Origin of the sequence: Serratia sp. H1w, from assembly GCF_000633355.1 — a bacterium.
Lineage (GTDB): Bacteria > Pseudomonadota > Gammaproteobacteria > Enterobacterales > Enterobacteriaceae > Chania.
The window spans coordinates 138,100-164,868 of record NZ_AYMQ01000054.1 but is presented as its reverse complement, the minus strand read 5'-3'; the positions used below and the strand labels follow the sequence as shown (position 1 = coordinate 164,868).

At 55.3% G+C, this 26,769-nt stretch carries 21 protein-coding genes; 9 read left to right on the top strand and 12 right to left on the bottom strand.

Annotation, left to right across the window (positions count from 1 at the left end):
• The first annotated feature begins 63 nt into the window (after window positions 1–63).
• A complete protein-coding gene (gene abgT / locus U869_RS0112460; protein ID WP_025119903.1) occupies window positions 64–1,590 on the top strand; it encodes a p-aminobenzoyl-glutamate transporter in 1,527 nt (508 codons plus the stop codon).
• A gap of 145 nt (window positions 1,591–1,735) precedes the next feature.
• Entirely contained in the window at window positions 1,736–2,554 is an 819-nt protein-coding gene (locus U869_RS0112455) for a shikimate 5-dehydrogenase (protein WP_025119904.1), read from the top strand.
• 59 nt (window positions 2,555–2,613) lie between these two features.
• Here the strand turns inward: U869_RS0112455 and U869_RS0112450 are convergent, their stop codons facing one another.
• From U869_RS0112450 to exbB, 3 genes are all read right to left on the bottom strand, one after another.
• Window positions 2,614–4,803 (bottom strand): TonB-dependent siderophore receptor, encoded by a 2,190-nt coding sequence (locus tag U869_RS0112450; RefSeq protein ID WP_025119905.1) that lies wholly within the window; start codon window positions 4,801–4,803, stop codon window positions 2,614–2,616.
• Between the two features lie 325 nt (window positions 4,804–5,128).
• On the bottom strand, window positions 5,129–5,551 hold the full coding sequence (gene exbD, locus U869_RS0112445; protein ID WP_025119906.1) for a TonB system transport protein ExbD: 423 nt from the start codon (window positions 5,549–5,551) through the stop codon (window positions 5,129–5,131).
• A 3-nt stretch (window positions 5,552–5,554) separates the two neighbouring features.
• Entirely contained in the window at window positions 5,555–6,547 is a 993-nt protein-coding gene (gene exbB / locus U869_RS0112440; protein ID WP_081795913.1) for a tol-pal system-associated acyl-CoA thioesterase, read from the bottom strand.
• Between the two features lie 557 nt (window positions 6,548–7,104).
• Between exbB and U869_RS0112430 the strand changes: the two genes are divergently transcribed.
• Complete coding sequence (locus U869_RS0112430) at window positions 7,105–7,761, top strand: DedA family protein (protein ID WP_025119908.1); 657 nt, start codon at window positions 7,105–7,107, stop codon at window positions 7,759–7,761.
• A 14-nt stretch (window positions 7,762–7,775) separates the two neighbouring features.
• Here U869_RS0112430 and U869_RS0112425 read toward each other — a convergent pair whose 3' ends face one another.
• Complete coding sequence (locus tag U869_RS0112425; protein ID WP_025119909.1) at window positions 7,776–8,681, bottom strand: LysR family transcriptional regulator; 906 nt, start codon at window positions 8,679–8,681, stop codon at window positions 7,776–7,778.
• A 105-nt stretch (window positions 8,682–8,786) separates the two neighbouring features.
• Between U869_RS0112425 and U869_RS0112420 the strand changes: the two genes are divergently transcribed.
• Window positions 8,787–9,809 (top strand): NAD(P)-dependent alcohol dehydrogenase, encoded by a 1,023-nt coding sequence (locus tag U869_RS0112420; protein WP_025119910.1) that lies wholly within the window; start codon window positions 8,787–8,789, stop codon window positions 9,807–9,809.
• Here U869_RS0112420 and U869_RS0112415 read toward each other — a convergent pair.
• Complete coding sequence (locus U869_RS0112415) at window positions 9,806–10,690, bottom strand: AraC family transcriptional regulator (protein ID WP_232785357.1); 885 nt, start codon at window positions 10,688–10,690, stop codon at window positions 9,806–9,808. The genes U869_RS0112420 and U869_RS0112415 overlap by 4 nt on opposite strands.
• Window positions 10,691–10,911: 221 nt before the next feature.
• On the opposite strand from U869_RS0112415, the gene yqhD reads away from it, so the two are divergent.
• The 3 genes from yqhD to dkgA all read left to right on the top strand — a co-directional run bounded on the left by yqhD (window position 10,912) and on the right by dkgA (window position 14,166).
• Window positions 10,912–12,075 (top strand): alcohol dehydrogenase, encoded by a 1,164-nt coding sequence (gene yqhD, locus U869_RS0112410; RefSeq protein WP_025119912.1) that lies wholly within the window; start codon window positions 10,912–10,914, stop codon window positions 12,073–12,075.
• Window positions 12,076–12,216: 141 nt separating this feature from the next.
• Entirely contained in the window at window positions 12,217–13,263 is a 1,047-nt protein-coding gene (locus U869_RS0112405; protein ID WP_025119913.1) for an NAD(P)-dependent alcohol dehydrogenase, read from the top strand.
• An 87-nt stretch (window positions 13,264–13,350) separates the two neighbouring features.
• Window positions 13,351–14,166 (top strand): 2,5-didehydrogluconate reductase DkgA, encoded by an 816-nt coding sequence (gene dkgA / locus U869_RS0112400; protein WP_025119914.1) that lies wholly within the window; start codon window positions 13,351–13,353, stop codon window positions 14,164–14,166.
• Window positions 14,167–14,209: 43 nt separating this feature from the next.
• Here dkgA and U869_RS0112395 read toward each other — a convergent pair whose 3' ends face one another.
• Genes U869_RS0112395 through U869_RS0112385 form a run of 3 tightly spaced genes read right to left on the bottom strand, consistent with a single transcriptional unit; the run spans window position 14,210 to window position 19,774 of the window.
• Window positions 14,210–15,055 (bottom strand): aldose 1-epimerase, encoded by an 846-nt coding sequence (locus U869_RS0112395; protein ID WP_029987306.1) that lies wholly within the window; start codon window positions 15,053–15,055, stop codon window positions 14,210–14,212.
• Window positions 15,052–16,476, bottom strand: coding sequence for a sugar porter family MFS transporter (locus U869_RS0112390; RefSeq protein WP_025119916.1), 1,425 nt, complete (start codon window positions 16,474–16,476; stop codon window positions 15,052–15,054). Before U869_RS0112390 ends, U869_RS0112395 begins: the two co-directional genes overlap by 4 nt.
• Window positions 16,469–19,774, bottom strand: a complete 3,306-nt coding sequence (locus U869_RS0112385; RefSeq protein ID WP_025119917.1) for a DUF5107 domain-containing protein — start codon at window positions 19,772–19,774, stop codon at window positions 16,469–16,471. Before U869_RS0112385 ends, U869_RS0112390 begins: the two co-directional genes overlap by 8 nt.
• 108 nt (window positions 19,775–19,882) lie before the next feature.
• Between U869_RS0112385 and U869_RS0112380 the strand changes: the two genes are divergently transcribed.
• Both U869_RS0112380 and U869_RS0112375 read left to right on the top strand, forming a co-directional pair.
• Window positions 19,883–21,088: an ROK family protein gene (locus U869_RS0112380; RefSeq protein ID WP_025119918.1), complete on the top strand. Its 1,206-nt coding sequence runs from the start codon at window positions 19,883–19,885 to the stop codon at window positions 21,086–21,088.
• A 118-nt stretch (window positions 21,089–21,206) separates the two neighbouring features.
• Window positions 21,207–21,812 carry a transglycosylase SLT domain-containing protein gene (locus U869_RS0112375; protein WP_025119919.1) on the top strand — a complete coding sequence of 202 codons (606 nt, stop codon included), beginning with the start codon at window positions 21,207–21,209 and terminating at the stop codon, window positions 21,810–21,812.
• A gap of 14 nt (window positions 21,813–21,826) precedes the next feature.
• Here U869_RS0112375 and U869_RS0112370 read toward each other — a convergent pair whose 3' ends face one another.
• The 4 genes from U869_RS0112370 to U869_RS0112355 all read right to left on the bottom strand — a co-directional run bounded on the left by U869_RS0112370 (window position 21,827) and on the right by U869_RS0112355 (window position 26,619).
• A complete protein-coding gene (locus U869_RS0112370; RefSeq protein ID WP_025119920.1) occupies window positions 21,827–23,134 on the bottom strand; it encodes a type II toxin-antitoxin system HipA family toxin in 1,308 nt (435 codons plus the stop codon).
• A complete protein-coding gene (gene hipB, locus U869_RS0112365; RefSeq protein WP_037408351.1) occupies window positions 23,134–23,403 on the bottom strand; it encodes a type II toxin-antitoxin system antitoxin HipB in 270 nt (89 codons plus the stop codon). The genes U869_RS0112370 and hipB overlap by 1 nt, the downstream gene beginning before the upstream one ends.
• Before the next feature lie 228 nt (window positions 23,404–23,631).
• Entirely contained in the window at window positions 23,632–25,797 is a 2,166-nt protein-coding gene (locus tag U869_RS0112360) for a YgiQ family radical SAM protein (RefSeq protein ID WP_025119922.1), read from the bottom strand.
• Window positions 25,798–25,884: 87 nt separating this feature from the next.
• Window positions 25,885–26,619 (bottom strand): GntR family transcriptional regulator, encoded by a 735-nt coding sequence (locus tag U869_RS0112355; RefSeq protein ID WP_025119923.1) that lies wholly within the window; start codon window positions 26,617–26,619, stop codon window positions 25,885–25,887.
• Window positions 26,620–26,769 lie beyond the last annotated feature (150 nt).

Here is a 26,769-nt window from a genome sequence, read left to right as displayed (position 1 = left end):
GAGCCAGGCAACCCTAACGATAAAAAATAATAAAAATCTTAAACCGGACACGAGGGTCATATCATGAGTGAGGTTACATCTTCCGCCAATAAAAGCCCTGGGCGTATTTTTTACTGGGTAGAACGTATCGGTAATAAAATTCCCAATCCCTTCCTGTTATTTGTTTATTTAATCGCGGTGTTAATGCTCGCCACCGCGCTCATCTCCTGGCTGGGTCTGGTGGTGAAGAACCCGGCCACCGGGGAAATGATCCAGGTGAAAAATCTGATGAGCGTGGAGGGAATGCAATGGATTTTCCCCAATATCATCCACAACTTCAGCGGCTTTGCCCCGTTAGGAGCGATCCTGGCGCTGGTGATCGGTGCCGGTCTGGCGGAAAAGGTCGGCCTGTTACAGGCACTGATGTACAAAATGGCGTCCCACGTCAGCGCTGGCTACGCCAGCTATATGGTGCTGTTTATCGCCTTCTTCAGCCATATCTCTTCCGATGCCGCGCTTGTGGTGATGCCGCCGCTGGGGGCATTGATTTTCCTGGCCGTCGGTCGTAACCCGATTGCCGGGCTACTGGCCGCGATCGCCGGTGTCGGTTCGGGTTTTACCGCCAACCTGCTGATTGTCACCACCGATGTGCTGCTTTCCGGCATCAGTACCGAAGCGGCCAAAGCGGTGGACGGCGCAATCCACGTCAGCGTGATCGATAACTGGTACTTTATGGCCACCTCGGTGATCGTGCTGACCATTACCGGCGCGTTGCTGACGGATAAATTCGTCGAGCCACGGCTGCCAAAGTGGCAAGGCACTGCCGAAGACAAACTTGAAGCGCTCACCCCTTTACAAAACCGTGGCCTGCTGATGAGCGGTATCGCCGCGCTGGTGTTTATCGCCGTGATGGCCGCCCTGGTGGTACCAGAAGGCGCTCCGCTGCGCGATCCTCATACCGGTTCGGTGATCCCCTCCCCGTTTATTAAAGGCATTGTGCCGATCATCATCCTGTTCTTCTTCACCGTCGCCATCACTTACGGCGTGGTCACCAAGAGCATCCGCCGCCCGGACGATATCCCCAACCACCTGGTCGAACCGATGAAGAATATGGCGGGCTTTATCGTCATGGTGTTCCCGTTGTCGCAGTTTGTGGCGTTCTTCAACTGGAGCAACATGGGCAAGTTCATGGCCATCGGCCTGACGGATCTGCTGGAGGCGGCCGGCATGAGCGGCGCACCGGCGTTCCTGGGCCTGATGTTCCTGTCCGCCTTCCTGTGCATGTTTATTGCCAGCGGTTCCGCCATCTGGTCGATCCTGGCCCCGATTTTTGTGCCGATGTTTATGCTGTTGGGCTTTCACCCGGCCTTTGCCCAGATGATTTTCCGCATCGCTGACTCCTCCGTGCTCCCCCTGGCACCGATGTCACCGTTCCTGCCGTTATTCCTTGGTTTTTTGCAACGCTACCTGAAGGACGCCAAGCTCGGCACCTACTACGTGCTGATCATGCCGTATCCGCTGGTGTTCTTCGCCGTCTGGATCCTGTTGCTATTGGTGTGGTACGCGCTGGGGCTGCCTATCGGGCCTGGGGTCTATCCGAAACTGGGATAAGCCCCTCACCCTGACCCTCTCCCACGGGGAGAGGGAAAATATTTTGTGCTCAATCACGCGACTTTTGGCGTAAGCTGAAACGATTATCCTCGCCGGATGCTTGCCAACCAGCGAGGGACCTATCTCAATGCGCTAAGGGCCCGTCATGAGTCGTGAAATCAATAAAGATACCCAGCTGTGTATGTCACTGGCCGGTCGGCCAGGCAATTTCGGCACCCGTTTCCACAACTATCTGTATCAGGAACTGGATCTGAACTTCATCTACAAGGCATTCACGACCAAAGATATTCAGGCTGCGGTCGGTGGCGTACGTGCCTTGGGGATCCGCGGCTGTGCGGTTTCCATGCCGTTCAAGGAAAGCTGTATTCCGTTCCTTGATGAGCTGGATCCTTCGGCCACGGCGATTGAGTCGGTCAATACCATCGTCAACGACGACGGTTTCCTGAGGGCCTATAACACCGACTATATCGCTATCGCCAAACTGCTGGCGAAATACCAAATCCCCCCAACCACCTCGTTTGCCCTGCGTGGCAGCGGTGGTATGGCCAAAGCGGTCACTGCCGCCCTGCGCGATGCCGGATTCAAGAACGGCCATATCATTGCGCGCAATCCACAGGCAGGCCAGGCACTGGCAGTGCAGTATGGCTATCAGTGGCAAGCAGAGGTTGGGGATTTGCAGGTTGAGATGGTGATTAACGTCACCCCGATCGGCATGACAGGCGGCACCGAGAGCGAGCAGTTATCCTTTGAATCGACCACCATCAAGGCTGCCAAGATCGCCTTCGATGTGGTGGCGCTGCCAGCGGAAACCCCGCTGATCCGTTACGCCCGCGAACAAGGCTTGCAGGTGGTTACCGGGGCCGAAGTGATCGCCTTACAGGCCTTGGAGCAGTTCGTGTTGTACACCGGCGTACGCCCTACCGATGAGCAAATCACCCGTGCTGCGGCACATGCGCGTGGGTAGGTTAATGCTGCTGAATTGGTAGGGGCGCAGCATGCTGCGCCCGTTGAATTAGTCGATGATTAGAACGACAGGGTCAGGCCAGCGTAATAGGCCCGGCCCGGTTCGTTGTAGGTCGAAGCCCCTTCGTTTTCACGATAGATCTGCTTGTCGAACAGGTTGGTGACGCCGGTTTTCAGGCTCAGATCCTTCATCAGATCATAATTGACGCCAATGCCCACCACCGAATAAGCCCCGACCTCCTGAGTGGAGAGCGTGCCAGCTTCATTACGGATCTCGGCATATTCACGCGGTTTCTGTCGGCCATACATCGTCCAGTTCAGGTTGGTAGACAGCTTATCGGTGACCTGATAATCCAGCAGGGTATTCACCGTGTATTTCGGGATCACCGACAGAGGGTTGCCGGTATCCTTGTTTTCGGAGGTGATCATATAGGTCGCGTTGGTGCGCCAGGTGAGCATATCCTCAACCACGGGCACCACCAGGTTAGCCTCCAGCCCTTCAACCAACGCCTTACCACCGTTTTCCCAACGCAGGATGTTGTAACCGTTAGATGCAATGCCAACAATCTCGGTGCCCGCCACGATCTTATTTTTATAATCGTTGCGGAAGTAGGTGATACCGGCATCGTAACCCGCCCAGGTAAACTCCAGGCCGATCTCTTTGTTGACGCTGATTTCTGGCTCCAAATCGTTATTGCCCAGCAGATAGCAACTGCCAGTAGCAATGTCCTTCGGACATCCATTGCCACGGGTAGATAACAGATAGCCTTCGCTGGATTGGTACAGGTTCGGCGCTTTAAATGCCCGGGCAATACCCGCCTTCAGTTTGAAATACTCGCCTAACTCCTGCGAAACGTTCAGGCTTGGGCTCCAGTTAGCGCCATATTTGTTGTGATAATCGAAACGCAGGCCGGGGATCACGAAGGTGCCTTCTATCGGCTCAATATTGTCCTCAAAATAGAGGGCGCCGATCTCGGCACTGTTTTTAGCGCTGCGCTCTGAGGGATCGCCAGAGACGCCATTAATGACGACCCCGCTGACATCCGTCATCTGCATAGAGGATGGATCGTTGAGTTCTTCGCGGTTCCACTCAGCCCCTAGCGTGACGTTTTGCTCGAACAGCAGATCCAGCGGGAGGTTCAGCTCACCCCCGGCACGATAATTCTCCAACCTGCTGGTGTTATAGGTGTCGTCGTTGATCATGCCCTCAACGCGGCCAGTGGTGCCTTCCGCCAGACGGGTATTGTTGGTTTTCTCATAGTTGAAGTTCAGGCGGGATTGGCCCCAGTCCCAGATACCATTATGGGTAATGCCATAGGTCTGGCGATACAACCGGTTAGTTTCCTGACCATACAGTGAAGCCACCAGATCGCCCGGGCTGAGATTACCATTGCTGTACTGGGTATCGCCAGCGTAGATATTGCCCTGGCGGCTGTAGGCATAGTCAAAGTTGAGGATCTGCTGCGGATTGATTTTCCAGGCAAGCGAGGTGTTAATGTCTTTGTTCCTGACCCCTTCGCGGCCTGCGGCATAGGAGCCGTTTTGTTGGGTGTTGATATCATAGGCATCGGCATCGGTTTTATTGATGTTACCGAACAGACGCATGGTCAGCACATCACTGACCAGTGGGCCACTCAGGCTGAAGTTGGCGCGATTGGTTGCCCCCTCCTTGTTATTTTCTGGCTGGTTGGTAAACAGCGAGAGCGTACCATGCCAATCTTTGGTGGGGCGTTTGGTAATGATATTAACCACGCCCCCTGCCGCACCTGAGCCATACCGAGCTGCAGCAGGGCCACGCAACACCTCAATACGTTCAACCATCTCTGCGGGTACCCAGTTGGTATCGCCACGGGTATCCCTCTCACCACGCCAGCTGTAACGCACTGAATCACGGGAGGTGGCTGGCACACCGTCAATCAGGATCAAGGTGTTTTCTGGCCCCATTCCCCGGATATCAATCTGTCGATTATTGCCGCGGCTACCGCTGGCGCTGTTACCGGTGAGGTTGACACCCGGCATTCTGCGGATGATGTCGGAAAGATCGTTTACCGGTGGCGTTCTGCGTATATCTTCGGCAGTGATAATCGAAACCCCTGGCTGCTGCTTCAGTTCTTCAGCGGCGGTGGCACGCACCACCATGGTTTCGTTATCCTCCGCAGGGGCTTCCTCCGCCGCAATCCCGGCGGTACTGAAAAGCCCAGCCAGCAGGATTGCACAAGGTCGCAGTCTGTTGTTGTCAGGTATAACCATCGAAATAATCCCTTTTACTTAAAGTAGTTAATAATAATTGTAACCATTTTTGTAATTGAGAATTGTAATGATAATTATTACTGTTTAAACGCAGGAAAGCGTAAATTCACAATTTCTCCATACTTCTGGCGGGATATTTTCTAAGCGGATGAAACACAAATTTGGCGACCGTTGGGTATGCAAAGGGCAGCGCATTAGCGGGATATGAGATAAAAAAGAGGTGGGTGTAGAAATGACAATCGAGCAGGAAGCAGTTCGAGGATTTTTCAGCAGTCAAAAGGGGCTAAATAGCCCCTTCGGATGTTTTTAACCGCGTTGTGCAGCGTTACTTGGCAACGCCTTCCATCCCCACCAGCCCCACTTTCAGGTAACCGGCTTTGCGTAGCGTATCCATCACGCTCATCAGCGTTTCATAGTCTACGGTCTTGTCCGCCTGGAAGAAGATGGTGGTTTCTTTATTCGACTGAGTGCGTTGATCCAGCACCGCTGTCAGTTGTTCCGCCGTTACCGGCTCATCACCGACATACAGCTGCTTGTCTGCCTTCACCGACAGGAACACCGGCTTTTCCGGACGCGGCTGAGGTTTAGCGGTAGAAGCAGGCAGGTCAACACGAATATCTACCGTTGCCAGCGGCGCAGCCACCATAAAGATGATCAACAGCACCAGCATGACGTCGATAAACGGCGTCACGTTGATTTCATGCAGTTCGCCGCTGTCGTCCAGATCTTCATTTAAGCGCATCGCCATAACTCACCCCACTCGCAGTTGATGCGCATGCTGGGAACGTTTGGCGTCGGCCGAGGCCGCCAGATCCAAATCGCGGCCCAGCAGCAGCAGAACCTGCGCCGCCACATCACCCACCTGAGCACGGTGGCCGCCGATAACGCGAGCAAAGATGTTGTAGATCACTACCGCAGGGATCGCCGCAACCAGACCAAGCGCGGTAGCCAGCAGGGCTTCCGCAATACCCGGTGCAACGACCGCCAGGTTGGTGGTTTGCGAGTGGGCGATACCGATAAAGCTGTTCATGATGCCCCATACGGTACCGAACAGGCCGACAAACGGTGAGATAGCACCAATGGTTGCCAGGAAGCCATTACCGCGCCCCAGTTGACGACCATAAGCCGCTACGCGACGTTCCAGACGGAAGCCGGTACGCTCTTTAATCCCGTTGTTGTCGTTAGAGGCCGCCGACAATTCCAGCTCGTTCTGTGCATCTTGCAGCAGCACCGCACTGATGCTCTCTTCCGAGAAACTTTGTGCCAGTTCTGAGGCGTCGTCCAGGGAGCGCACATCGGCCAGCGCCAATTGCTCACGGCGCAGACGGCGCTTGGAACGGAACAGTTCGCAGCCTTTGGCAAACAGAATGGTCCAGGTGACGATAGACGCCAGCACCAGGCCAATCATCACGATTTTCACCACGATATCGGCGTGCTGATACATGCCCCAGACGGAAAGGTCCATGCCGCGAGTTTCTGGCGGTTGGATAGTCGGTTCAGGATTAACCGGGGAGGTAGTCTCCGGGCTACCCGCCACTGGGGTTACCGTGGCGGGTGCAGCCGGTGCCGTTGCCGCAGCAACGCTTTCAGCAACTGCTGGTGCAGTGGCCGGTGCCGCCAAAGCGTTACCCGCCAACCCCACCATCAATACCAGTGAGGCGATCACACTGCGCCCCAATGCGCCCCATTGCCCACGGCCTGCGCCCTGAGCACTTTGATTTGTCATTTTGCCAGCCGTTTTCACGCTGTGCCTCCACCCATTTCAACATTTAAGGAAGAATTCAGCGTGCGATCATATCAAACCAATCAGGGATTGATAGTAGTTATCATTATTATTTACTGAATAACGCATCGACGGGCAAAAAATGATACAACCCCAGTCACTATCAGGGTTTGCGGGTCATTTAGCATAACATTGCTCCCCCAATACGCTAACAAAGTCATCACTCAGGCTGCCGATTTTTGCGCCAACAGGACATAAACAACGTGAATAATTCACTTGAGCGCCCCCTGAGAGATTACCGATCGATGATGAGCAGCTAGACAAAAATCGCACGGCAAGACGTGAAGCTTTATGATATTTTTTCCTGATTACTCACCCATTCACCCACACCTTTTCCGAGTTTTTCAGCCTTCGGCACATTTCTGCACTCTGTTTAATGTCCACTTAAGCTAATAGCGGTACACTATAACTGTGCTCTAGGGTCACGGCGCATGTCTGTCGCCTAGATTCATTTGTGAGCATGGCTATAAATGCACGGTAGCCTATAGAAAGTCAGCCCAGGCACCCCAGGACGAAAAATGGATGTATTAAGAGAGATTGTTCACGCACTGTGGACGCAGGATTTTACTGCACTTGCCGATCCCAGCGTGATTTGGGTGGTTTATGCCGTCCTTTTTACCACTTTATTCTTAGAAAACGGCTTATTACCCGCGTCCTTCCTGCCCGGCGATAGCCTGCTGCTGCTGGCCGGTGCCTTGATTGCCAAAGGCGTGATGAGCTTCCTGCCGACGCTGATTATTCTGACGGCCGCCGCCAGCCTTGGCTGTTGGCTCAGCTATCTGCAAGGGCGATGGCTCGGCCATACCTCGGTGGTAAAAGGCTGGCTGCTACAGTTACCGGCCCAATACCACCAACGCGCGCACATGCTGTTTAACCGCCACGGTTTGATGGCGCTGCTGATTGGCCGTTTCCTGGCATTTGTCCGCACGCTGTTGCCAACTATGGCCGGCATCTCGGGCCTAAATAGCGCCCGTTTCCAGATCTTTAACTGGCTCAGCGGCTTATTGTGGGTAACTTCAGTGGTCACACTGGGCTACGCCTTTAGCCAAATTCCGTTGGTTAAGCGGCATGAGGATCAGGTGATGGCCGGGCTGATGATCCTGCCGATGGTTCTGTTAGTCCTTGGGCTGCTAGGCGTAATGCTGGTCATTTGGCGCAAGAAACGCGCCGCCTGAGGTGGATGACGCGGCTATAGCGTCATCCGAACAGGCAATTGATTGACCAGCGCATCCACCGCCAGCCGCACTTTCAAGGGTAAATGCGGCGTTAGCGGCCAGACGGCATGCATCTCAAAAGCTTCCCCTGGCACCGTCCCCAGGACAGGTTGCAACTGACCTTGCATTAATGGCTCGCGGATTAACCAGCATGGCAGCCAGGCAATGCCAAAACCAGCCACAGCCGCATCGGCAACCGCCTGTAAGTCGTCCATCAATAAACGTGTTTTTAGCATGACCTCACGGGTTGTGCCATCTGCCTGCGGGATCAACCAACTGCGGATCGCATGAGCATAGCGATAACAAATAGCATCATGCCGTGCCAGATCCTCAACGTTATCCGGCGTGCCGCAACGGGCCAGATATTCCGGTGAGGCACACAAGGTCATGCGATTGTCCCCTAATTTGCGCGCCACCAGCCCTGCGCTGTCCGGCAAAGCACCATTACGTATCGCCAGATCAAATCCCTCTTCAATCAGATTCACCACGCGATCGCTGAATGACAGATCGAGCTCCAACCCTGGATGTTCTCGCGCCAATGCGGTTAACACCGGGGCAATATACATCCGACCCACCAGTACCGGCATAGAAACCCGTAAACGACCACTAACCTGCTGCTTGCCGCTTTCCAGCAGGCTCTCTGCGATGCGGATCTCCTCCAGCGCCCGTAGGCAATGCTCATAAAACAACACTCCATCATCAGTTAGGCTCAGACTACGGGTGGTACGATGAAAGAGCCGCACGCCCAGCCGCTGTTCCAACCGAGCAATGGTTTTCCCCACCGCCGAACGGGAAAGATGCAGCCTGCTGGCCGCCAGCGCAAAACTGCCCGCCTCCACCACGCTAACCAATACCGAAATACCGCTTAATCGATCATTCATCTGTTGTAGCCTTTAAGGAAACAATCCTGGGAAATCTTATCGCCACTGGTGATTTTAAATCAACGCTATTATCTCCAGACACAGTCAATCAATCTGGAGCACATCATGGCCGAAACCATGCAACATTGGACGATGAATGCCGTAGGGCGTGAACACCTGCAATTAACCGAGAGCGCCATTCCGCAGCCCGGCCCACATCAGGTACGGGTGAAAGTGAACGCCGTCGCGCTGAACTACCGCGATAAGATGGTGATCGAAGGCACCATGCCGCTGGATCTGCCGCTGCCGTTTATCCCTGCCTCGGATATGGCGGGCGTAGTAGATGCGGTGGGGAGTGGCAGCACACGTTTTCGCCCTGGCGATCGGGTGATCTCAACTTTTAACCCGGATTGGATCGACGGCAAGCCTAACGGTGATGCCCGCACTCCGCCTTATCGTTCACTAGGCGGTTTTTATCAGGGGATGCTGGCCGAATATGTCGTGGTCGATGAAGCCTGGCTAACTGCGTCACCCACTACCCTCGACGATGCCCAGGCCAGCACCCTGCCCTGCGCCGGGCTGACGGCCTGGTTCGCGCTGGTTGAGCGTGGTCATTTGCGTGCCGGAGAGTCGGTACTGGTACAAGGCACCGGTGGCGTTGCGCTGTTTGCACTACAGATTGCCAAGGCCCACGGGGCACAGGTCTTCGTCACCTCCGGCAGCGAAGAGAAACTGCAACGTGCCAAGGCATTAGGTGCCGATCACGGCATTCACCGCCTGCAAGAAGATTGGGTGGAGTCGATTTACTCACTGACGCAAGATCGCGGTATCGATCATATTGTCGAAACCGTTGGCGGCAGCAATCTGGTCAACTCATTACGTGCCGTGGCGATCCATGGCCGTATCTCGGTCATTGGCGTGCTGGAGGGCTTTGATATTGCCATTCCGGCTAGCCTGTTGCTGTTGAAGTCACCGCAGATCCAGGGCATCGGCGTAGGCCACCGCCGCGCGCTGGAAGATCTGGTACGTGCCGTCGATGCCAACGGAATCAAACCGGTCATCGACCAACGTTACCACTTCGATCAATTGCCAGCGGCACTCGATCACCTCGATCGCGGTGCGTTCGGCAAAATCGTGCTGACGCGTTAACCCTGCATTAATACGCTATTGTCCCGCAGCCGGGCGATCTCATCGCTCGGCGTGGTGCCAAACAGCCGTTTAAACTCGCGGCTGAACTGCGAAGCACTCTCGTAGCCCACGCGGATCGCCGCCGTGCTGGCCTTCAGGCCGTCATGCACCATCAGCAAGCGCGCTTTATGCAGGCGATAGGACTTCACATATTGCAGCGGCGAGGTGTTGGTCACCGCCTTGAAGTTATGGTGAAACGCCGACACGCTCATGTTCACCTCATACGCCAACTGCTCGACGTTGAGGTTCTCGGCATACTGGTTTTCAATCCGCCGCAATGCCTTGGCGATCTGGCTGAAATGGGTATGCCGATTAACCAGTTCCTGCAACGAAGCACCACAGCTACCACGCAGCACATGATAAAGCAGCTCGCGCACAATCTGCGGCCCCAGCACCCGAGCATCCAGCGGCTTCTCCATCACGTCCAGCAGACGTTCGGTAGCACACAGCATTTCATCGCTCAGCGGTGAGAGGTTTACGCCGCTGCTTTCGCCTCTGGGCTGCATCAAGTAATCGTCATCCCCGATATCGATCAGCAGATCCTGGAGCATTTGGGTGTCGATATTGACCGCCAGCCCCACCAGCGGCTGTTCTGGGCTGGCAAAGGTTTCACACTCAAACGGCAGCGATACCGTCATCAGCAGGTAATTGCTCGGATCGTATTGAAACATCTTGCTGCCGCAGTAGCCCACCTTGTGACCCTGAAAGATGATCACAATACCAGGTTCATACATCACCGGCTGACGCGGGCAATACTCGTCGACATACAAGACCTTCACCATCGGCACGGGCGTTGAGCTGTAGCCTTTGGCGGCGGCAAAGCGCAGCGCCTGTTGCGCCATACGACTGCGCAGTTCTACGTTCTCCATCAGCAAGCCCTCTAGTCGTCTGAATAATTCGACACGGATAATAACCATAAAGCGGCGTTTTCTACAGTGTAGTGTAGGAATAGGCAAGACACCGGCAGGAATGTGCATTGTGCGATCGGGCCAGGTTACTGACAATAGACTCCAGTTATTTTTGCGCTTCTGGCGCTTCCCTGATGCCAATAGAGAGTACAAGCATGCAAAACTTCATCCTTCATACCCCAACCAAAATCCTGTTCGGTAAAGACCAGATTGCCGAATTAGGCAAACAAATCCCGGCGGACGCCCGCATCCTGATCACCTATGGCGGTGGCAGCGTGAAGAAGAATGGCGTGCTGGATCAGGTGTATTCCGCGCTGGCTGGCCGCAACGTGCAAGAGTTCTCCGGCATCGAACCTAACCCGACCTATGAAACCCTGATGAAAGCGGTTGAAATCGTGCGGGCAGAAAAGATCGACTTCCTGCTGGCGGTAGGCGGTGGTTCGGTGGTTGATGGCACCAAATTCATTGCGGCCGCGGCCGACTACCAGGCCGATCGCGATCCTTGGCATATCCTGAAAACGGTGGGCAGCGAGATCGTCAGCGCGGTACCAATGGGCTGCGTGCTAACCTTGCCAGCAACCGGTTCAGAATCCAATAGCGGTGCGGTGATCACACGCAAGAGCAGCGGTGACAAACAACACTTCTTCTCTCCACTGGTACAACCGCTGTTCGCCGTACTGGATCCAGTCGTCACCTATTCGTTGCCACCACGCCAGATCGCCAACGGCGTAGTAGACGCCTTTGTCCACACCATCGAGCAATACCTGACTTACCCGGTCGATGCCAAAGTGCAGGATCGCTTTGCCGAAGGTCTACTGCTGACGCTGCTGGAAGATGGCCCACGTGCGCTGGCCGAGCCGGAAAACTACGCGGTACGCGCCAACGTGATGTGGAGCGCCACCATGGCCCTGAATGGCCTGATCGGTGCCGGTGTGCCACAAGACTGGGCAACGCATATGCTCGGCCATGAACTGACCGCCATGCACGGTCTGGATCATGCGCAAACCCTGGCCGTCGTCCTGCCTGCCCTGCTGGTAGAGAAGAAAGCCCAGAAGCGCGAAAAACTGCTGCAATACGCCGATCGCGTCTGGGGCCTGCGTGAAGGTTCCGAAGAAAGCCGTATCGACGGTGCAATTGCCGCCACCCGTGCCTTCTTTGAACAAATGGGTGTGCCAACCCGCCTGTCTGACTACCAGCTCGACGGTAGCTCCATCCCTGCGCTGATCGACAAACTGCATCAGCACGGCATGACCGCATTGGGTGAGCATCAGGACATTACGCTGGAAGTCAGCCAACGCATTTACCAGGCAGCACGTTAATTCATCGCAACATCACAGTTTCCTGCTAGGCTTTAGTTTCTACTTACCGTGCCCGACCGATCATCGGGCACGGTTCTGCGTCTTACCCACGCTTTCGATCGCATCGCATAACATCGTCTCGTTAACCCATGGGAGAATTTTATGGCGAACCACTCCAGCCCTGCATCCGACAATCACATTCGTGCCTGGGCCGCGCCCGGCAAGGGACAGCCGCTTGAACCTTTTACCTTCGACGCCGGAGCCTTGGGCGACGATGAGATTGAAGTCGCTATCGATTACTGCGGCGTCTGCCACTCCGACCTCTCGATGCTCAATAACGAATGGGGCATGACCCACTACCCGTTCGTGCCCGGCCATGAAGTCGTGGGCAAAGTGACCAAACTCGGTGCCCATGCGCAGAACAAAGGGCTGAAGGTGGGCCAGGTGGTGGGCGTTGGCTGGAACCGCGGTAGCTGTATGCACTGCCACCCTTGTATGTCTGGCGATCAGCATCTGTGCAACGAGGTGCAGCCCACCATTATTGGCCGCCACGGTGGCTTTGCCGATCGCATCCGCAGCCACTGGGCCTGGGCGATCCCATTACCGGAAGGCGTCGACGTTACCAGCGCCGGGCCGTTGTTCTGCGGCGGGATCACGGTATTCAATCCGTTATTGCAATACGACGTGCGCCCGACACAGCGCGTTGGCGTGGTCGGTATCGGTGGCCTTGGCCATATGGCGATCCGTTTTATGAACGCCTGGGGCTGTGAAGTCACCGCCTTCACCTCATCCAACAGCAAACGAGACGAAGCGCTTTCACTTGGTGCTCACCGTGTCGTCGCCAGCAACGACAGCGCCGCGTTGCAAGCCATCGCCAATCAGCTCGACTTTATTCTGGTGACCGCCAGCGCCTCACTGGATTGGGATGCTTTTATCGGCACCCTGGCTCCGAAAGGCAGGCTGCACTTCGTTGGGGCGATCCCAGACCCGGTGCCGGTTCAGGTATTCTCGTTTATCAGCAAACAGGCCGAGCTTTCAGCATCGCCTACCGGTGCCCCTTCCCGTCTGGCCGACATGCTGGCGTTCTGCGCCCGGCACGACATTGAGCCGCAGGTAGAGCATTTCCCACTGAGCAAGGTCAACGATGCCATCGCGCATCTGGAAGCGGGCAAGGTCCGTTACCGTATCGTACTGGATATGCACGCTTGAGTTCGCAAACTCGGCAAACACTGAGGTTGCGAACTAAAATTCATGTAAACAGGCCTTGGCCTGGAAGTCGTCATAAGGAGATAGCGCATGCAACCCATCATCAAACTCCACGATGGTAATCTGATGCCGCAGTTGGGTCTCGGCGTATGGCAAGCCAGCATTGAAGAAACCACTCAGGCCGTCACCAAGGCGCTGGAAGTGGGTTACCGTTCCATCGATACCGCTGCCATCTACAAAAACGAGGAAGGGGTGGGTGCAGCACTGCAAGCCACCAGTATTCCGCGTGAAGAGCTGTTTATTACCACCAAGCTGTGGAACGACGATCAGGGCGATCCGCAGGCAGCCCTGGAAACCAGCCTGAAAAAGCTGCAACTCGATTACGTCGATCTCTATCTGATCCACTGGCCTAAACCGGCACAGGATCAATATGTCGATGCCTGGCGCGGTTTGATCAAGTTACGTGAGCAAGGGCTGGTGAAAAGCATTGGCGTCTGCAATTTCCATACGCCACACCTGCAACGCCTGCTGGATGAAACCAACGTCGCGCCGGTGATCAACCAGATCGAGCTGCATCCACTGCTGCAACAGCGCCAGCTGCGTGCCTGGAACGCCACCCACCACATTGCCACAGAATCCTGGAGCCCGTTGGCCCAGGGGGGCGAAGGCGTCTTCGATCAACCGTTGATCAAGAAGCTGGCAGAAAAGTACAACAAGACGCCCGCACAGATCGTCGTGCGTTGGCATCTGGACAGCGGCCTGATCGTGATCCCGAAATCGGTCACGCCAGCACGCATTCGTGAAAACTTTGAGGTGTTTGATTTCAAACTGGATAAGGATGAACTGAGCGAAATCACCAGGCTGGATATCGGCAACCGCCTGGGGCCGGATCCGGATTCGCTGTAAGCTTGGCGGGGCCGCATTGCGGCCCCGTTGCTTTACTCGTTACTCAGTGGCACAGGATACGCATTGCCAACGTCACGCTTTCCCCCGCCCCAAGCACGCGCAACCCCGGTAACTGCGGATGGTTATGGGCATCTACCGGATGCGTCTGCGGTTCCAGGCAGATAAAGTCGGCCTGGCTTGCGGGCTGATAGACCATCAAATAGGGAGTCTGGCTCAGCAAAGTGATGCGCTGCCCGGTTGAGGGCGTCGATAGCTGTGCCTGCCCACTCCAGCCGCTGAACGCATTATTTATCCAGCCCTGCGGCGTTTGTGCGATCTGAAAGTCCAGTTCGGCAGGCAATGAAGATTGCCATCTCCCCGGCAGATGATGCTGGCATTCCGGCCAATACCCTTCGCAATCAAACTGTATCCGGGTGTCCGGCTGCCGGGCGAAAAAGGGATGAAAACCCAGGCCATACGGAAACGGTATTTCTGCCAGATGCGTCACTTGCAAGGTGGCGGAAAACACATTATCCCACAGCCCGTAAGTCAACAGCGCCCTATAGTGATACAACGCCTCAACCCGTGACTCCAAGACCAAAGTGACGTAATTCGCCGTTTTCTCCAACTGCCGCCAGGGCAGCAGCCAACCATCGCCATGTAAGAAGAACCGTTCATCCACCGGGCTGGCGGGTAACTGGCAGACTCTTCCCTGCCAGTGAAACGCGTTGCCCGACACCCGGTTCGCCAAAGGTAACATCGGGAACAGGGCACAGTCGCCGCTGGCGGTTGCTGCCGCAGGTGTGGGGCGCAGTATTTCGCTACCGCTGCGCCGATCGGTCAATTTCAGGATGGCTGCCCCTTGCAACCTCACTTGCAGGGACAGCGTTTCATTAGCCAGTTCAATCATTCAGCCTGGCGCACAGCGCCCTCCGCGCCGCTGGATTTGCCGCGAAACTTTTCCTCCAGCGCTTCCAGGGTGATCCCTTTGGTTTCCGGCACCTTGGCATGAATAAATACCAATCCTGCCAGACAGATCACGCCATACAGCAGGAAGCTCCCCGCCGCCCCCAGAGCCGCGTTCAGTAACGGGAACGTGTAGGTCAACACGAAGCAGGCGATCCACAGGGCAAAGGTGCCCACAGCCATGGCGGAGCCACGGATCCGATTGGGGAAAATCTCGGACAGCAGTACCCAGGTCACCGGAGCCAAGGTCAGTGCGTAGATCGCAATGGCAACCAACACCAGCAGCAGAACCGGCAGCCCCAACAGGCCATAAGCGTAGGCCGCCGCCATTAACACATAGATGATGGTCAGCCCGGCGGAGCCAATCAGCATCAGGCGACGGCGGCCGATCCTATCGACCAGCGGCAAGGCCAGCAGGGTAAACACCAGATTGATCAACCCGGTCGCCACGATCGACTTCAGCGTATCGTTGATATCAAATCCGGCAGAGGCGAAAATCTCCTGCGCATAGTTGAAGATCACGTTGATCCCGCACCACTGCTGGAACACGGCCAGGACAATGCCGATCACCAACACCGGACGCACATCACTGCGTAGCAACGCACTGAGCGGCACTTTTTTACCATCGTTGTTCAGCGTCAGGCGGATCTCGGCCAGCGTTTGCTGCGCGTAGTGAGCATTGCCAATACGCTGTAGCACCGCGAGTGCTCTTTCGTGGTACCCCATTTTGGCCAGCCAACGCGGAGACTCCGGCACGATCACCATCAGCAACAGGAAAACTACTGCCGGTACCAATCCGGCACCGAACATGTAACGCCACCCCATCTGGCCATTCCAGCTGGCTAACAGATCTGCGGTACTGGCATTGGCGGCGACCGGTTCGGCGATCATCAGGTTAATCAGCTGTGCGGCCAGTACGCCAATAACGATGGTCAGTTGGTTAACGGCGACAAAGCGCCCACGCTGGGCCGCAGGGCTGACCTCCGCGATATAGACCGGCGCAAGAGCAGAAGCCAGACCGATGCCTACTCCGCCCACGATGCGGTAAATAATAAAAGCCTCAAAGCTGGTGGCCATCGCCGTGCCCCAGGCGGAAATCACAAAGGTCAGGGCGGCAATCGCTAAAGGACGCTTACGGCCATAACGATCGGACAGCAGGCCTGAGACCAGCGCCCCGAAAATACAGCCGACCAACGCAGAGCTCATTGCCCAACCAGACTGGGCCGGATCGGTAATACCAAAATAGGCCTCATAAAACGGCTTGGCACCGCCGATCACCACCCAGTCATAGCCGAACAGCAGGCCACCGCAGGCCGCGACCAGGCAAATCGTCCAGATATACCCCATATTAAGTTGATTATTCATGCTGCGATCCTCGGACCAGGGTTTCTGCCAACAGGCTGAATAGCCGCGCTTTATCGTGACTTGGATTGGCTGCCAACAGCTCAGCCAGAGTGTGCTGCGCATCCAGCAAGCGTTCTGAGCCCAGTTGAGCCAGAGCCTGCACCAACAAACAGTGCTGCCGGTGTGCCTGTTGCAAATCGCCGTTCAACGCCATCAGATCCGGTAAAGAGACGGCGAAGAAATCGGCATTCACCTGCTGCCCGCGTTGCTGCTCGGCCCACTCTGCCATCTGTGTGAATAGCGCCATTGCCGCCGGCTGCTGCCCCAACTGCTTCAATGCCATGCCGCGATAGAACAGATAATCTACCGGTTGGTCGTTGTAATAACGGCTTTCGGTCATTTCGCTGTGTCCCGCACAGGCTTGCTGCCAGTAGCGTTCTGCCGCTGCCTGCTCCCCAAGCCGGGCGGCACAAATACCAAGCCAGTAATAGATGTCGTTGTCGCTCTGGCCTGCCAACCGCCCTTCCGCCAGGTTATGCGGATAGCGAAGAGCGCTGTGCAACAGCTTTGTAGCCTGCTGCGGTTGCCCTTGTTGCAGTGCGTGCAATGCCTGACGTTGCAGGTTGATCAGGTACTGGCCGGTCACCTTGCCCTCACCCCCTTCCCACGGATGGAACTCACGTTGTTGCAGGATGGCCTGCGCCGCCGCCAACTCGCCGCACTGGTTGTACAGGCTGAGTAATTCCGCCGTGAGATCGTCGCGCTTGGCAACCACCGGCAGCGACTGCATCAGACGCTCCAGACGCTGCTGCGGTGCGGTGCCGAGCAACTTGCTCAAGTGATCCAGTTCGAACAGCAGACGCGCATCCTGCGGTGCCAGATTGACGGCCCGCTGCAAATACTCCAGCGCCTTCTCACCCTGCTGATGTTTGTTGAAGGCGTCGATCCCCAGGTTACGCCAGGCATCGGCAAACTCCGGCTGTTGCTCCACGCAGCCCTGCCACAGCGCGACGGCCTGCTGATAGTTGCGCTTGCTGTAGTGGAAGCATCCCAACAGATACTGGGCGAAGCCGCATTCCGGCAGTTGCGCCAACATGCGGACTTCCGCCAGGCTGTTCGGGAAACGGACCTGTTGAGCAAAGCCTGCCTGGGCCCGGGCCAGAAGCCGCTGATACTCCTCGGAACTCAGTTCCGGCTTACGCAGGCTGGCCAACAGATACAGCGGCAGCGTTTCCTGGCTGTCTAACAGCGTCAACACCTCGATAGCCTGCTGCTGTTGCCCCCATTCACACAGTAGATTGGCGATATTGAGCGCGTTAATCCCACGGCAGCCGGTCACTTCACGCAGCACCTGCAAATCGCCAGCGCTGCGGGTCTGGGCATAACGCAGGTAGTACAGGGCATAGTGCAGCGGCAATGCGGCGATCTGCCGATCAAGGTAAGCCAGGCTCTGCTCCCCATCCCCGGTCAGCTGTAACAACCTCGCCTTCATGGCAATCAGCGGATAATGGCTGGCATGGTTTTTAAGACTGCTTTCGCAGAAGGCCAGAGCCTGGGCATACTCACCCTGACGCATCTTGATACGGGCCAAGCCATAGAAGCCCCCCGGTTTACCATTGCCGCTCCAGGTCGCACGGAAGAAATCCTCAAAGGCAGCGGTATCATCCCCAAGCTGTTCCAGCGCACAGCCACGCATCAGGCTGGCAAGCCCACATTGCGGATTGCGGTTGAGGTGGTGGGCGCGGGCCAATGCGCTATCGGCATAGGCGATGGCCGTTGAGAAGTTGGCACGATTGTACTCCAGCGTCGCCAACGCCAGATTGCAGCGATAGTCCTGGGCATCCAGTTCCAGACCGCGTTGATAATAAGCGAAGGCCGAGCGGCTGGCGTGGTTGTATTGCTCCAGATGCTGGCCAATAAACCAAGCCTCGTCCGCGCTGGTGATTTGCTCTGCCGGCAGCGGCGCTTTGGCAGGCACCGGCAAGATCTCGTTGGGATCGGGCTGGTGCTGGCTATAGCTGAGCACGCAGTGACCCTGCTCATTCAGCAGCTCGATGGTCAACCGGCCTTGGAAATCCCCGGTCAGTTGTTCCAGCAAGGCCGTCCCTGGCGCAAGATCGATGTTGCGGTCGAGCAGGATCTGCCGATCGCGATCCGAACGGATCACCAACCGATGGCGATCCAACGGCGCAACCGCATAGATCCCCCACATCAACTGTCGTTCTTCAGCTTCCAGCTTCAGCGCTGCCTGGGTATTGGCGTTCTGTACCATCCCCAGTTGGCTGTAAGGCAGGAAGTTCTGCACGAAGCACTTCTCTTCATAACCATCCAGCCAGGTAAAGTCCGGCTGGTTATCGGTGAACACCCCGGTCATCAGTTCGATATACGGGCCGTTGCTGTCGGTCAGGCTGCGATCCCAGGCCTGACCAAACTCGCTATGGCCCCAGCTCCACTGTTTTTTACCCGGCGAAACATGGTGATCGGCAACGTGTAGCAAGCCCCCCTGCTCGTCATGGCTATAAGCACCAACGAAGTCGTAGTCCGACTTATGGGCCATATAGGAGGTTGGCACCGGGATATTCTTGTAGCGGGAAATATCCACGCCCGCCGAATAATCGACTTTGTAGTAAGTCCCGGTCGCTATTGGGAAGGAAGAGACGTCACGTTTACCGTGATCGAATACCGCGGTGACATCTGGCGGGAATACGCTCTGGTGATCGTCACCGCCTTTCACTGCCGGGTTGGCCCACCACAGGAAATGGCGTGGCGTAGGGTTGGCGTTAAAGATCTTGGCGCTGATTTCGATCAACGCCCGATCCGGATACAGGGTAAAGCCTGCCATGACCTGTAGGCCACGCATCGGTTCCACTTCCCCCATCCACACTGTTTGCGCGCCGTTTTCATGCTGCTGGATACGATGATCTACCGGCATATAAGTGGTTGGGCGATGGTGCTGCGGCCAGTTGAATTCGATGCCGCCAGAGATCCAAGGCCCCAACAGCCCGACCAGCGCAGGTTTCACTACCTCGTTGTAATAAACAAAATCGCGCTGCTGCACTTTGTCATAGGCACGGTGGATACGCCCTCCCAATTCCGGTAACAGCATCACCCGTAGATAGTCATTCTCCAGCCAGATGGCCTGATAACGTTTTGCTGCCTGCTTTCCGCTCAGCGTATCGATCACACCGTAGGGATAAACCGCACCGGAAGATCCCTGATAGACCCGGTTTTCCAGGAACATCGGGTGGGGATCCTGCTCGCCGGTGGCGTAGGTAGGTAATTCGATCTGCTCTTGCCAAACTTTGACTGGTCCGTGCATGCTTTCCTCGCTATAAATACTGAACGTGGCATTTTAGGGCAGTCTAATTGACAGAATCGGTTACATTACGCGCACCGCTCACGCAATACAGTAAACGGAGTTTAGTGGATGAGACTACAGGGTCTGAATAATCAGCGGGTACGTAACTTCAATAAACGCGTGTTGTGCGCCCTGCTGTACCGGGAGAAGATCGCCAGCAAATCGACGCTGGCCCAGCTTTGCCAACTGTCCATTCCGGCGGTGGGTAAGATCCTTGATGAATTGCTGGCAGAAAAACGGGTAGAGCATGACGCGCAAAACCTGCATCGACGCGGACTGGGCGGGGGCAGCTATCGCATTGCCGCCTCCGGCCAGCGCATTTTATGCCTGAACGTTTCCCCCTACCTGATAGAAAGCATCGTGGTCGACAGCATGATCACCCCCTGCGGCCCGTTCAATCAGCTCGCCATTATCGCCACCACCCCACAGGCGCTGCTGCAAGAGATCGTGCAGATATATCATCTGCACCGCCAACAGCAAGGCTGCGAGCTGAAAATTGCCCTGTCGATCCACGGCCAGGTGAACCCGTTGACCGGCGTTTCGCAGCGGATGCCACAGGCGCCTTGGGAAGGCCCGGTCGAGATCAAATACCTGCTGGAAGAGCGGCTAAAAACCGAGGTGCTGCTAGATAACGACTGTGTGATGCTGGCACTGGCCGAAAAGTGGCAAAATGCGGCTAACGTGCAGGATTTCTGCGTGATTAACGTGGATTATGGCATTGGCTCTTCGTTTGTCATCAATCAGCAAATCTACCGTGGCAGCCTGTTTGGCAGCGGGCAGATTGGCCATACCATTGTCGATCCGGACGGTGGCATCTGCTCCTGTGGCCGCTACGGTTGCCTGGAGACCGTCGCCTCGCTGTCCGCTTTAAAGAAAAAAGCGCGTATTCAACTCAAGGCAACGCTCCCTTTGTTGCCAGAGGGCGAACGTTTGAAAACCCCCAGCACCGCCGAGCTGATCGCTCGTTATCACCAGGGAGATGCGGCCTTGCAGGTGTTGGTGCAACGGGCGGCACAGGCGATTGGCCTGAGCCTGTATAATTTTCTGAATATCCTGAATATCAACCGTATCTACCTTTATGGCCGCAGCTGCGGATTTGGCGAGGGCTGGCTGCAAACCATTATCGGCCAGACCGGTTTCAGCCCGTTCGACCGCCACGATCAAACCCAGGCCAACGCGACGTCGATCGGTTTTGGCCATCTGACGCGGCAGCAGCAGGTGGTAGGGATTGGCTATCTGTATGCCGAACAGGCACTGGCGGAAATGGCATGGTGATAAATCGTACATCGGGCGCAGCAGCCAGCGCAATTAATGTGGTTTTTTACCCAAGCACTTATCGGGCGCTAACGCTATGATATGCCACAGCGATCCGACCACAGCTGTATGGAGTTCCATGACCTTCTCTTTCTCATCTTTGCCGCGCCTTGCCGTGGTGTTAATGCTGTTGGTGCTGGCGGGCTGTTCCAGCAAACACCAGCGGACCAGCCACGATCCTCACGCCTATGACGATGAAATCGAAGACGCAGCCGACGAGTACAACGTCGATCAGAAGCTGATCGCCGCCATTATTCAGGTTGAATCCGGCTTCAACCCCAAGGCCGTCAGCCCTTCCAACGCGATCGGCCTGATGCAGCTCAAGGCCAATACCGCCGGTTGCGATGCCTATCGGTTTAAAGGTAAGCGCGGTTGCCCTGATGATGACGATCTGTTGGATCCAGAAACCAATATCGACCTAGGGGCGGCTTATATCGGGGCGCTGCAACAGCAGCAGTTGAAGTGGATTGACGATCCGGTTACCCGCCGCTATGCCACCGAAGTGGCCTATGCCAACGGCGCAGGTGCCTTGCTACGCACTTTCTCCAGCGATCGTAAGAAAGCCATCAGCATGATCAACAGCCTGTCACCGGAAGCCTTTCACTGGCATGTGCGTCAGTACCATCCTTCACCGCAGGCACCACGCTATATGCTGAAGGTCGAGGCGGCGTATAACAGTTTGTAGTCTGAATAATCAGGTTACTCTGGTAACCTGCGATGGAGTTTCTGCATATTTGATACGATTGAACGATAAACATGAGCTGAAAAATCATCAGGCAAGGTTTTCGCTACCACTTCAATGGCTCTCGGAACGTTCTCCGCGAAATAATGCAGGATCTCCACCATTTGTGCTGCAGGAAAATTCACCTCTTTTGCCGTCGCCAAAAAGTGTCGAGGATAGAGAGTTCCAATCTCGTTTTTCCTTCCTTTGCTGGCCTTCAGACTCATAGCCAACTTAAGGTCTCTCATATGTAAACCTTGTCCACCAAGCACGGGAAAGGCTGAAATAATATCGTAGAAGGGAGTTAATCTATAACTTCCGCCTGCCTGGATAAAAATGGAGAAGTTTTTCGCATGACCATCCGTTGCACCAAGCAACCATTGAAAAACCTGGAACTTCATAAAGTCATATCGATCTTTTAACGCAACGCTGGAACCGAGCAAAAAAGCCATAATCTTGGCGATCCCTGGGCCTCCGTCTGATTCATACTTCAATGATGAAGGAAGTCCAAAAACTTGACAGAGATCTTCTTGCGGCAATCGCAGCAATACAGATCTGCTCTTGGCCCAACGACGATCAAAGCGTTCAACGGCCAGGGCCCTGATGGTCTGAGTTCTGATGATTTCTGCATCAGGAACGTTAAATCCAAATTCACGCGCTAAAGCCAAACATAAATACTCATTATCAGCACTCTCTCGCAGATCCAGCGTAGCATTAGGCTGCTTTATTTCGCCTATCGGCAGTTTAATTATATGGCTGGTTGGGGTCATTCCGCTCGGGATACACCAATCTTCATCGATCTTCAGCAGTGCCGTTTTTTGCTGGGCACCAGCAACCGATATTCTGAAATCGTCTTCTTCATTAATCATGCCAAGCGGAATATCTGATTGGTATGCCGTAAGTAGCACTTCGAGCCGTTTTGCATCTAATGGCTGCCAAGTTAATTGCTGACTAGTCGCCCTCTCTCCCGGAGGAAGCAACGTCACCGCTCCCACACTATCTCTTCCTATCTCGGCCAGCAGATCAAAAGGTTGTTTCGATTTGGCGTGATACCGTTTAACAATTTGATCCCTCACCTTCGGGTTGTCCGGCAGCAGGTTATCAAAGTAGTTAATCACTGCATCAGAAGTGATGCTTCCATACTGTAAGGGCAACGATAATGAAAGCGGTCTGGTACGCACATTGCGTATCCAGCTATCATCATATTTGAATGTATGCGCACCGGTTGCCTGCTTCGTTAACTCACCGACAAGCTCGTTGTTCATCCACGTCATCAATTTCGCCATTACCAGTCAAGCTCCTGTTGGCCATCCTTTTCGCAGTCGGTTGTCATATCATTTTTTTCGAATACAGCCATCGACATTTCAAGTGATTGCAATATTTTAAACAACGTAGTCAGCGTTGTCTTTTCGGGATTGTTTTCGAAGTTGGAAATGGTTGCCTGCTTAATACCAATCCGACTGGCAAGGTCACTTTGCGTCCACAGATTTCTCTGTCGCACCAATTTTAGGTAGTTTGCCAGTTGGACTGGGCTATAAATCTTGGGTGGATTCATCACAGTTACCTTCTGAGTATCCGCACTAAAGGATAATCACCAGTATATCCTCTTATGGGGATAAAGAGATAGCTATCCTCACCAAGGGATAATCACGTAGATATCCCCTGAAAGGGATAAATAATGAGTTCTACTCCAACAGTTTTGATAACGTTTTCAGCGATGTGCAGGTAGCTATACCCCAAGGATCGGGTAAAAGAAAGGGAGCCAATTGGGCTCCCTTATCAATCAGGCCTTACCGTTGCGGATAGGCTTGCGCGGTGGCTTGTTGGACGGCGTGCGCTGGCGGGTGATATCCGTGTGCTTGGTCAACGCTGGGCGGGTATGCCGCTGTAGGCGCTTGGCCTCGCGCTGCTCATCAATGCTCGGTGCTGGCACCAAGCATTCACGACGACCACCAATCAGGTGCTTCATCCCCATCTCTTCCAGCGCAGTACGGATCAGCGGCCAGTTGAGCGGATCGTGATAGCGCAGCAATGCCTTATGCAGGCGGCGTTGACGATCGCCCTTCGGAATAAATACGTCTTCGCTCTTGTAACCCACCTTGCCCAACGGGTTCTTGCCGCTGTAATACATGGTGGTTGAGTTCGCCATCGGCGACGGATAGAAGTTCTGTACCTGATCGAGACGGAAACGGTTTTTCTTCAGCCACAGCGCCAGATTCACCATGTCCTCATCGCGGGTGCCCGGATGCGAGGAGATGAAATAAGGGATCAGGTACTGCTCTTTACCCGCCTGCTTGGAATACTGATCGAACAACTGTTTGAAGCGATCGTAGCTGCCCATCCCCGGCTTCATCATCTTCGACAATGGTCCTGTTTCGGTATGCTCCGGCGCGATCTTCAGATAGCCGCCCACGTGGTGGGTCGCCAGTTCCTTGATATAGCGCGGGTCTTCAACCGCCAGATCGTAACGCACCCCGGAAGCGATAAGGATCTTCTTGACCCCTTCCAGCTCACGAGCGCGGCGGTACAGCTTGATGGTCGGCTCATGGTTGGTATCCATGTAGGTACAGATTTCCGGATACACACAGGAGGCACGGCGGCAGGTTTGCTCCGCACGCGGATTGGTACAGCGCAACATATACATGTTGGCCGTAGGGCCACCCAGGTCGGAGATCACCCCGGTAAAGCCCGGCACCTTGTCGCGGATCTCTTCGATTTCCCGCACGATCGAGTCTTCTGAACGGCTTTGGATGATGCGCCCTTCATGCTCGGTGATCGAACAGAACGAACAGCCGCCGTAGCAGCCGCGCATAATGTTCACCGAGAAGCGGATCATGTCATAGGCCGGGATACGTTCTTCACCATAGGAAGGGTGCGGCACACGCTGATAGGGCAGGGCAAATACGCTGTCCATTTCCGGCGTGCTGAGCGGGATCGCCGGTGGGTTGATCCACACATAGCGGTCGCCGTGTTTTTGCATCAACGCACGGGCGCAGCCAGGGTTGGTTTCGTGGTGCAGGATACGCGAGGTATGGGCGTACAGCACTTTATCCGCCTTCACTTTCTCGAAGGAAGGCAGCAGCACGTAGGTTTTCTCCCACGGCTTGGGCTTGGCGGCACGCACGGTGACAGGTTTGGCCTCTGGCTCTGGCGTGCTGCCATCGGCACAGGGCAAGTCTTCACCGTAAGGGTTAGGGATCGGCTCAATGCGGCCCGGCTTGTCCAGGCGAGTAGAGTCCACCCCACTCCAGCCCGGCATGGCCCCTTTACGCATCACGGCGGTGTTGCGGATATCGTGGATATCCTGAATTTTTTCACCCGCAGCGAGGCGATGCGCCAACTCTACCAACGGGCGTTCGCCGTTACCGTAGATCAGCATATCGGCTTTGGAATCCACCAGCACCGAACGGCGCACGGTATCCGACCAATAATCATAATGCGCAATACGGCGCAGGCTGGCTTCGATACCGCCCAGGATAACCGGCACATCCTTATAGGCTTCTCTACAGCGCTGGCTATAGACCAAGGTGGCGCGATCCGGACGTTTACCGCCCAGGTTACCGGCGGTGTAGGCATCGTCATGACGTAGCTTACGGTCGGCGGTATAGCGGTTGATCATCGAATCCATATTGCCCGCGGTCACGCCGAAGAACAGGTTCGGTTTACCCAAACGCATGAAGTCTTCTTTGTTGCTCCAGTCCGGCTGGGCAATGATCCCCACGCGGAAGCCCTGAGCCTCCAACATGCGGCCAACGATCGCCATACCAAAGCTTGGGTGGTCGACATAAGCATCGCCGCTGATCACAATCACGTCGCAGCTATCCCAGCCTAATTGGTCCATCTCCGCACGCGACATCGGTAGAAACGGCGCGGGGCCAAAACATTCGGCCCAATAAGGCTCGTAGGAGAACAGTTCACGTTCGGGTTGGATCAGGCTGGTAGTGCTCATTCGGGTGCTCTTGTGCAGGTTAATTTATCGCCGGGCGGCGATTATACGCACTCTCAACCAAAAGAGCATGGTTATTTCTCGGATCCCTTAGCTATGGACCTCAAACTCGTACACATCGCTGCGGCACAGCGTCTCACTGAACTCCAGCACGTCTCCCTGAGCGTTGCGGGTGGTTTGGACGATGCGTAACAGCGGCGAACCCGTTTGCACATTGAGCAAACTGGCGTTTTCGTCACTACAGGCAACCGCCTTCAACAGAAAATGCCTGCCCTCCGGCACAATACCTCGCGACTGCCACAGGGCGTACAAAGAATGTTCCAGCTCTTCAGGATCGGGCAGGAAACGGGTCGGGATATAGGTGGTTTCCAGCGAAACCGGGTTGCCATCCATCAAGCGCAAGCGACGTAGCTTGACGACGATAATGCCGCTTGTCAGTTCAAGTGCTTCAGCCACTTCTTTGGACGCCGTCACAGAGGTACGCAACAGCCATTGGTTACTGACGCTGCTGCCACTGCGCAACACCTGGGCGGTAAAGCCGCTATCCTGATTGAGGGAATAACCGATGTGCATTGCCACACGCGTACCAATTCCCTGCTGGCGCGAGACCAGCGATTTTTCCTCCAGTAACTTCATTGCCTTACTGACGGTGACGCGGGATAAATCCAATGCCTCAGCCAGCACTCGTTCCGGCGGCAAAAAATCGCCAGCGGCCAGCACACGCTGTTTGATGGCATCTTCCAGGGTGTTCGCCAGTTGGATGTAACGTGGCGCCGCCGTTGCCTGAGAGAACTGCTGACGCAGCCAGGCAATAAAATCATTCATCGGACCCGCCTTCTCAAATGTGTTCGCATTTCTCTACGGCCTCGTTTTTATCATATTAGTCACATTCAGGATAATGACATCATACGCGCTTGCATTGGACTTAGATTGGAGTCACATTTTTCATCTATTGGACTTTAATTGGATTCATTT

Excerpts from the sequence above, each read along its gene's own strand:
- abgT (WP_025119903.1), top strand. The coding sequence starts at position 64 with ATGAGTGAGGTTACATCTTCCGCCAATAAAAGCCCTGGGCGTATTTTT.
- U869_RS0112455 (WP_025119904.1), top strand. The coding sequence starts at position 1,736 with ATGAGTCGTGAAATCAATAAAGATACCCAGCTGTGTATGTCACTGGCC.
- U869_RS0112450 (WP_025119905.1), bottom strand. The coding sequence starts at position 4,803 with ATGGTTATACCTGACAACAACAGACTGCGACCTTGTGCAATCCTGCTG.
- exbD (WP_025119906.1), bottom strand. The coding sequence starts at position 5,551 with ATGGCGATGCGCTTAAATGAAGATCTGGACGACAGCGGCGAACTGCAT.
- U869_RS0112430 (WP_025119908.1), top strand. The coding sequence starts at position 7,105 with ATGGATGTATTAAGAGAGATTGTTCACGCACTGTGGACGCAGGATTTT.
- U869_RS0112425 (WP_025119909.1), bottom strand. The coding sequence starts at position 8,681 with ATGAATGATCGATTAAGCGGTATTTCGGTATTGGTTAGCGTGGTGGAG.
- U869_RS0112420 (WP_025119910.1), top strand. The coding sequence starts at position 8,787 with ATGGCCGAAACCATGCAACATTGGACGATGAATGCCGTAGGGCGTGAA.
- U869_RS0112415 (WP_232785357.1), bottom strand. The coding sequence starts at position 10,690 with ATGGCGCAACAGGCGCTGCGCTTTGCCGCCGCCAAAGGCTACAGCTCA.
- yqhD (WP_025119912.1), top strand. The coding sequence starts at position 10,912 with ATGCAAAACTTCATCCTTCATACCCCAACCAAAATCCTGTTCGGTAAA.
- U869_RS0112405 (WP_025119913.1), top strand. The coding sequence starts at position 12,217 with ATGGCGAACCACTCCAGCCCTGCATCCGACAATCACATTCGTGCCTGG.
- dkgA (WP_025119914.1), top strand. The coding sequence starts at position 13,351 with ATGCAACCCATCATCAAACTCCACGATGGTAATCTGATGCCGCAGTTG.
- U869_RS0112395 (WP_029987306.1), bottom strand. The coding sequence starts at position 15,055 with ATGATTGAACTGGCTAATGAAACGCTGTCCCTGCAAGTGAGGTTGCAA.
- U869_RS0112390 (WP_025119916.1), bottom strand. The coding sequence starts at position 16,476 with ATGAATAATCAACTTAATATGGGGTATATCTGGACGATTTGCCTGGTC.
- U869_RS0112385 (WP_025119917.1), bottom strand. The coding sequence starts at position 19,774 with ATGCACGGACCAGTCAAAGTTTGGCAAGAGCAGATCGAATTACCTACC.
- U869_RS0112380 (WP_025119918.1), top strand. The coding sequence starts at position 19,883 with ATGAGACTACAGGGTCTGAATAATCAGCGGGTACGTAACTTCAATAAA.
- U869_RS0112375 (WP_025119919.1), top strand. The coding sequence starts at position 21,207 with ATGACCTTCTCTTTCTCATCTTTGCCGCGCCTTGCCGTGGTGTTAATG.
- U869_RS0112370 (WP_025119920.1), bottom strand. The coding sequence starts at position 23,134 with ATGGCGAAATTGATGACGTGGATGAACAACGAGCTTGTCGGTGAGTTA.
- hipB (WP_037408351.1), bottom strand. The coding sequence starts at position 23,403 with ATGAATCCACCCAAGATTTATAGCCCAGTCCAACTGGCAAACTACCTA.
- U869_RS0112360 (WP_025119922.1), bottom strand. The coding sequence starts at position 25,797 with ATGAGCACTACCAGCCTGATCCAACCCGAACGTGAACTGTTCTCCTAC.
- U869_RS0112355 (WP_025119923.1), bottom strand. The coding sequence starts at position 26,619 with ATGAATGATTTTATTGCCTGGCTGCGTCAGCAGTTCTCTCAGGCAACG.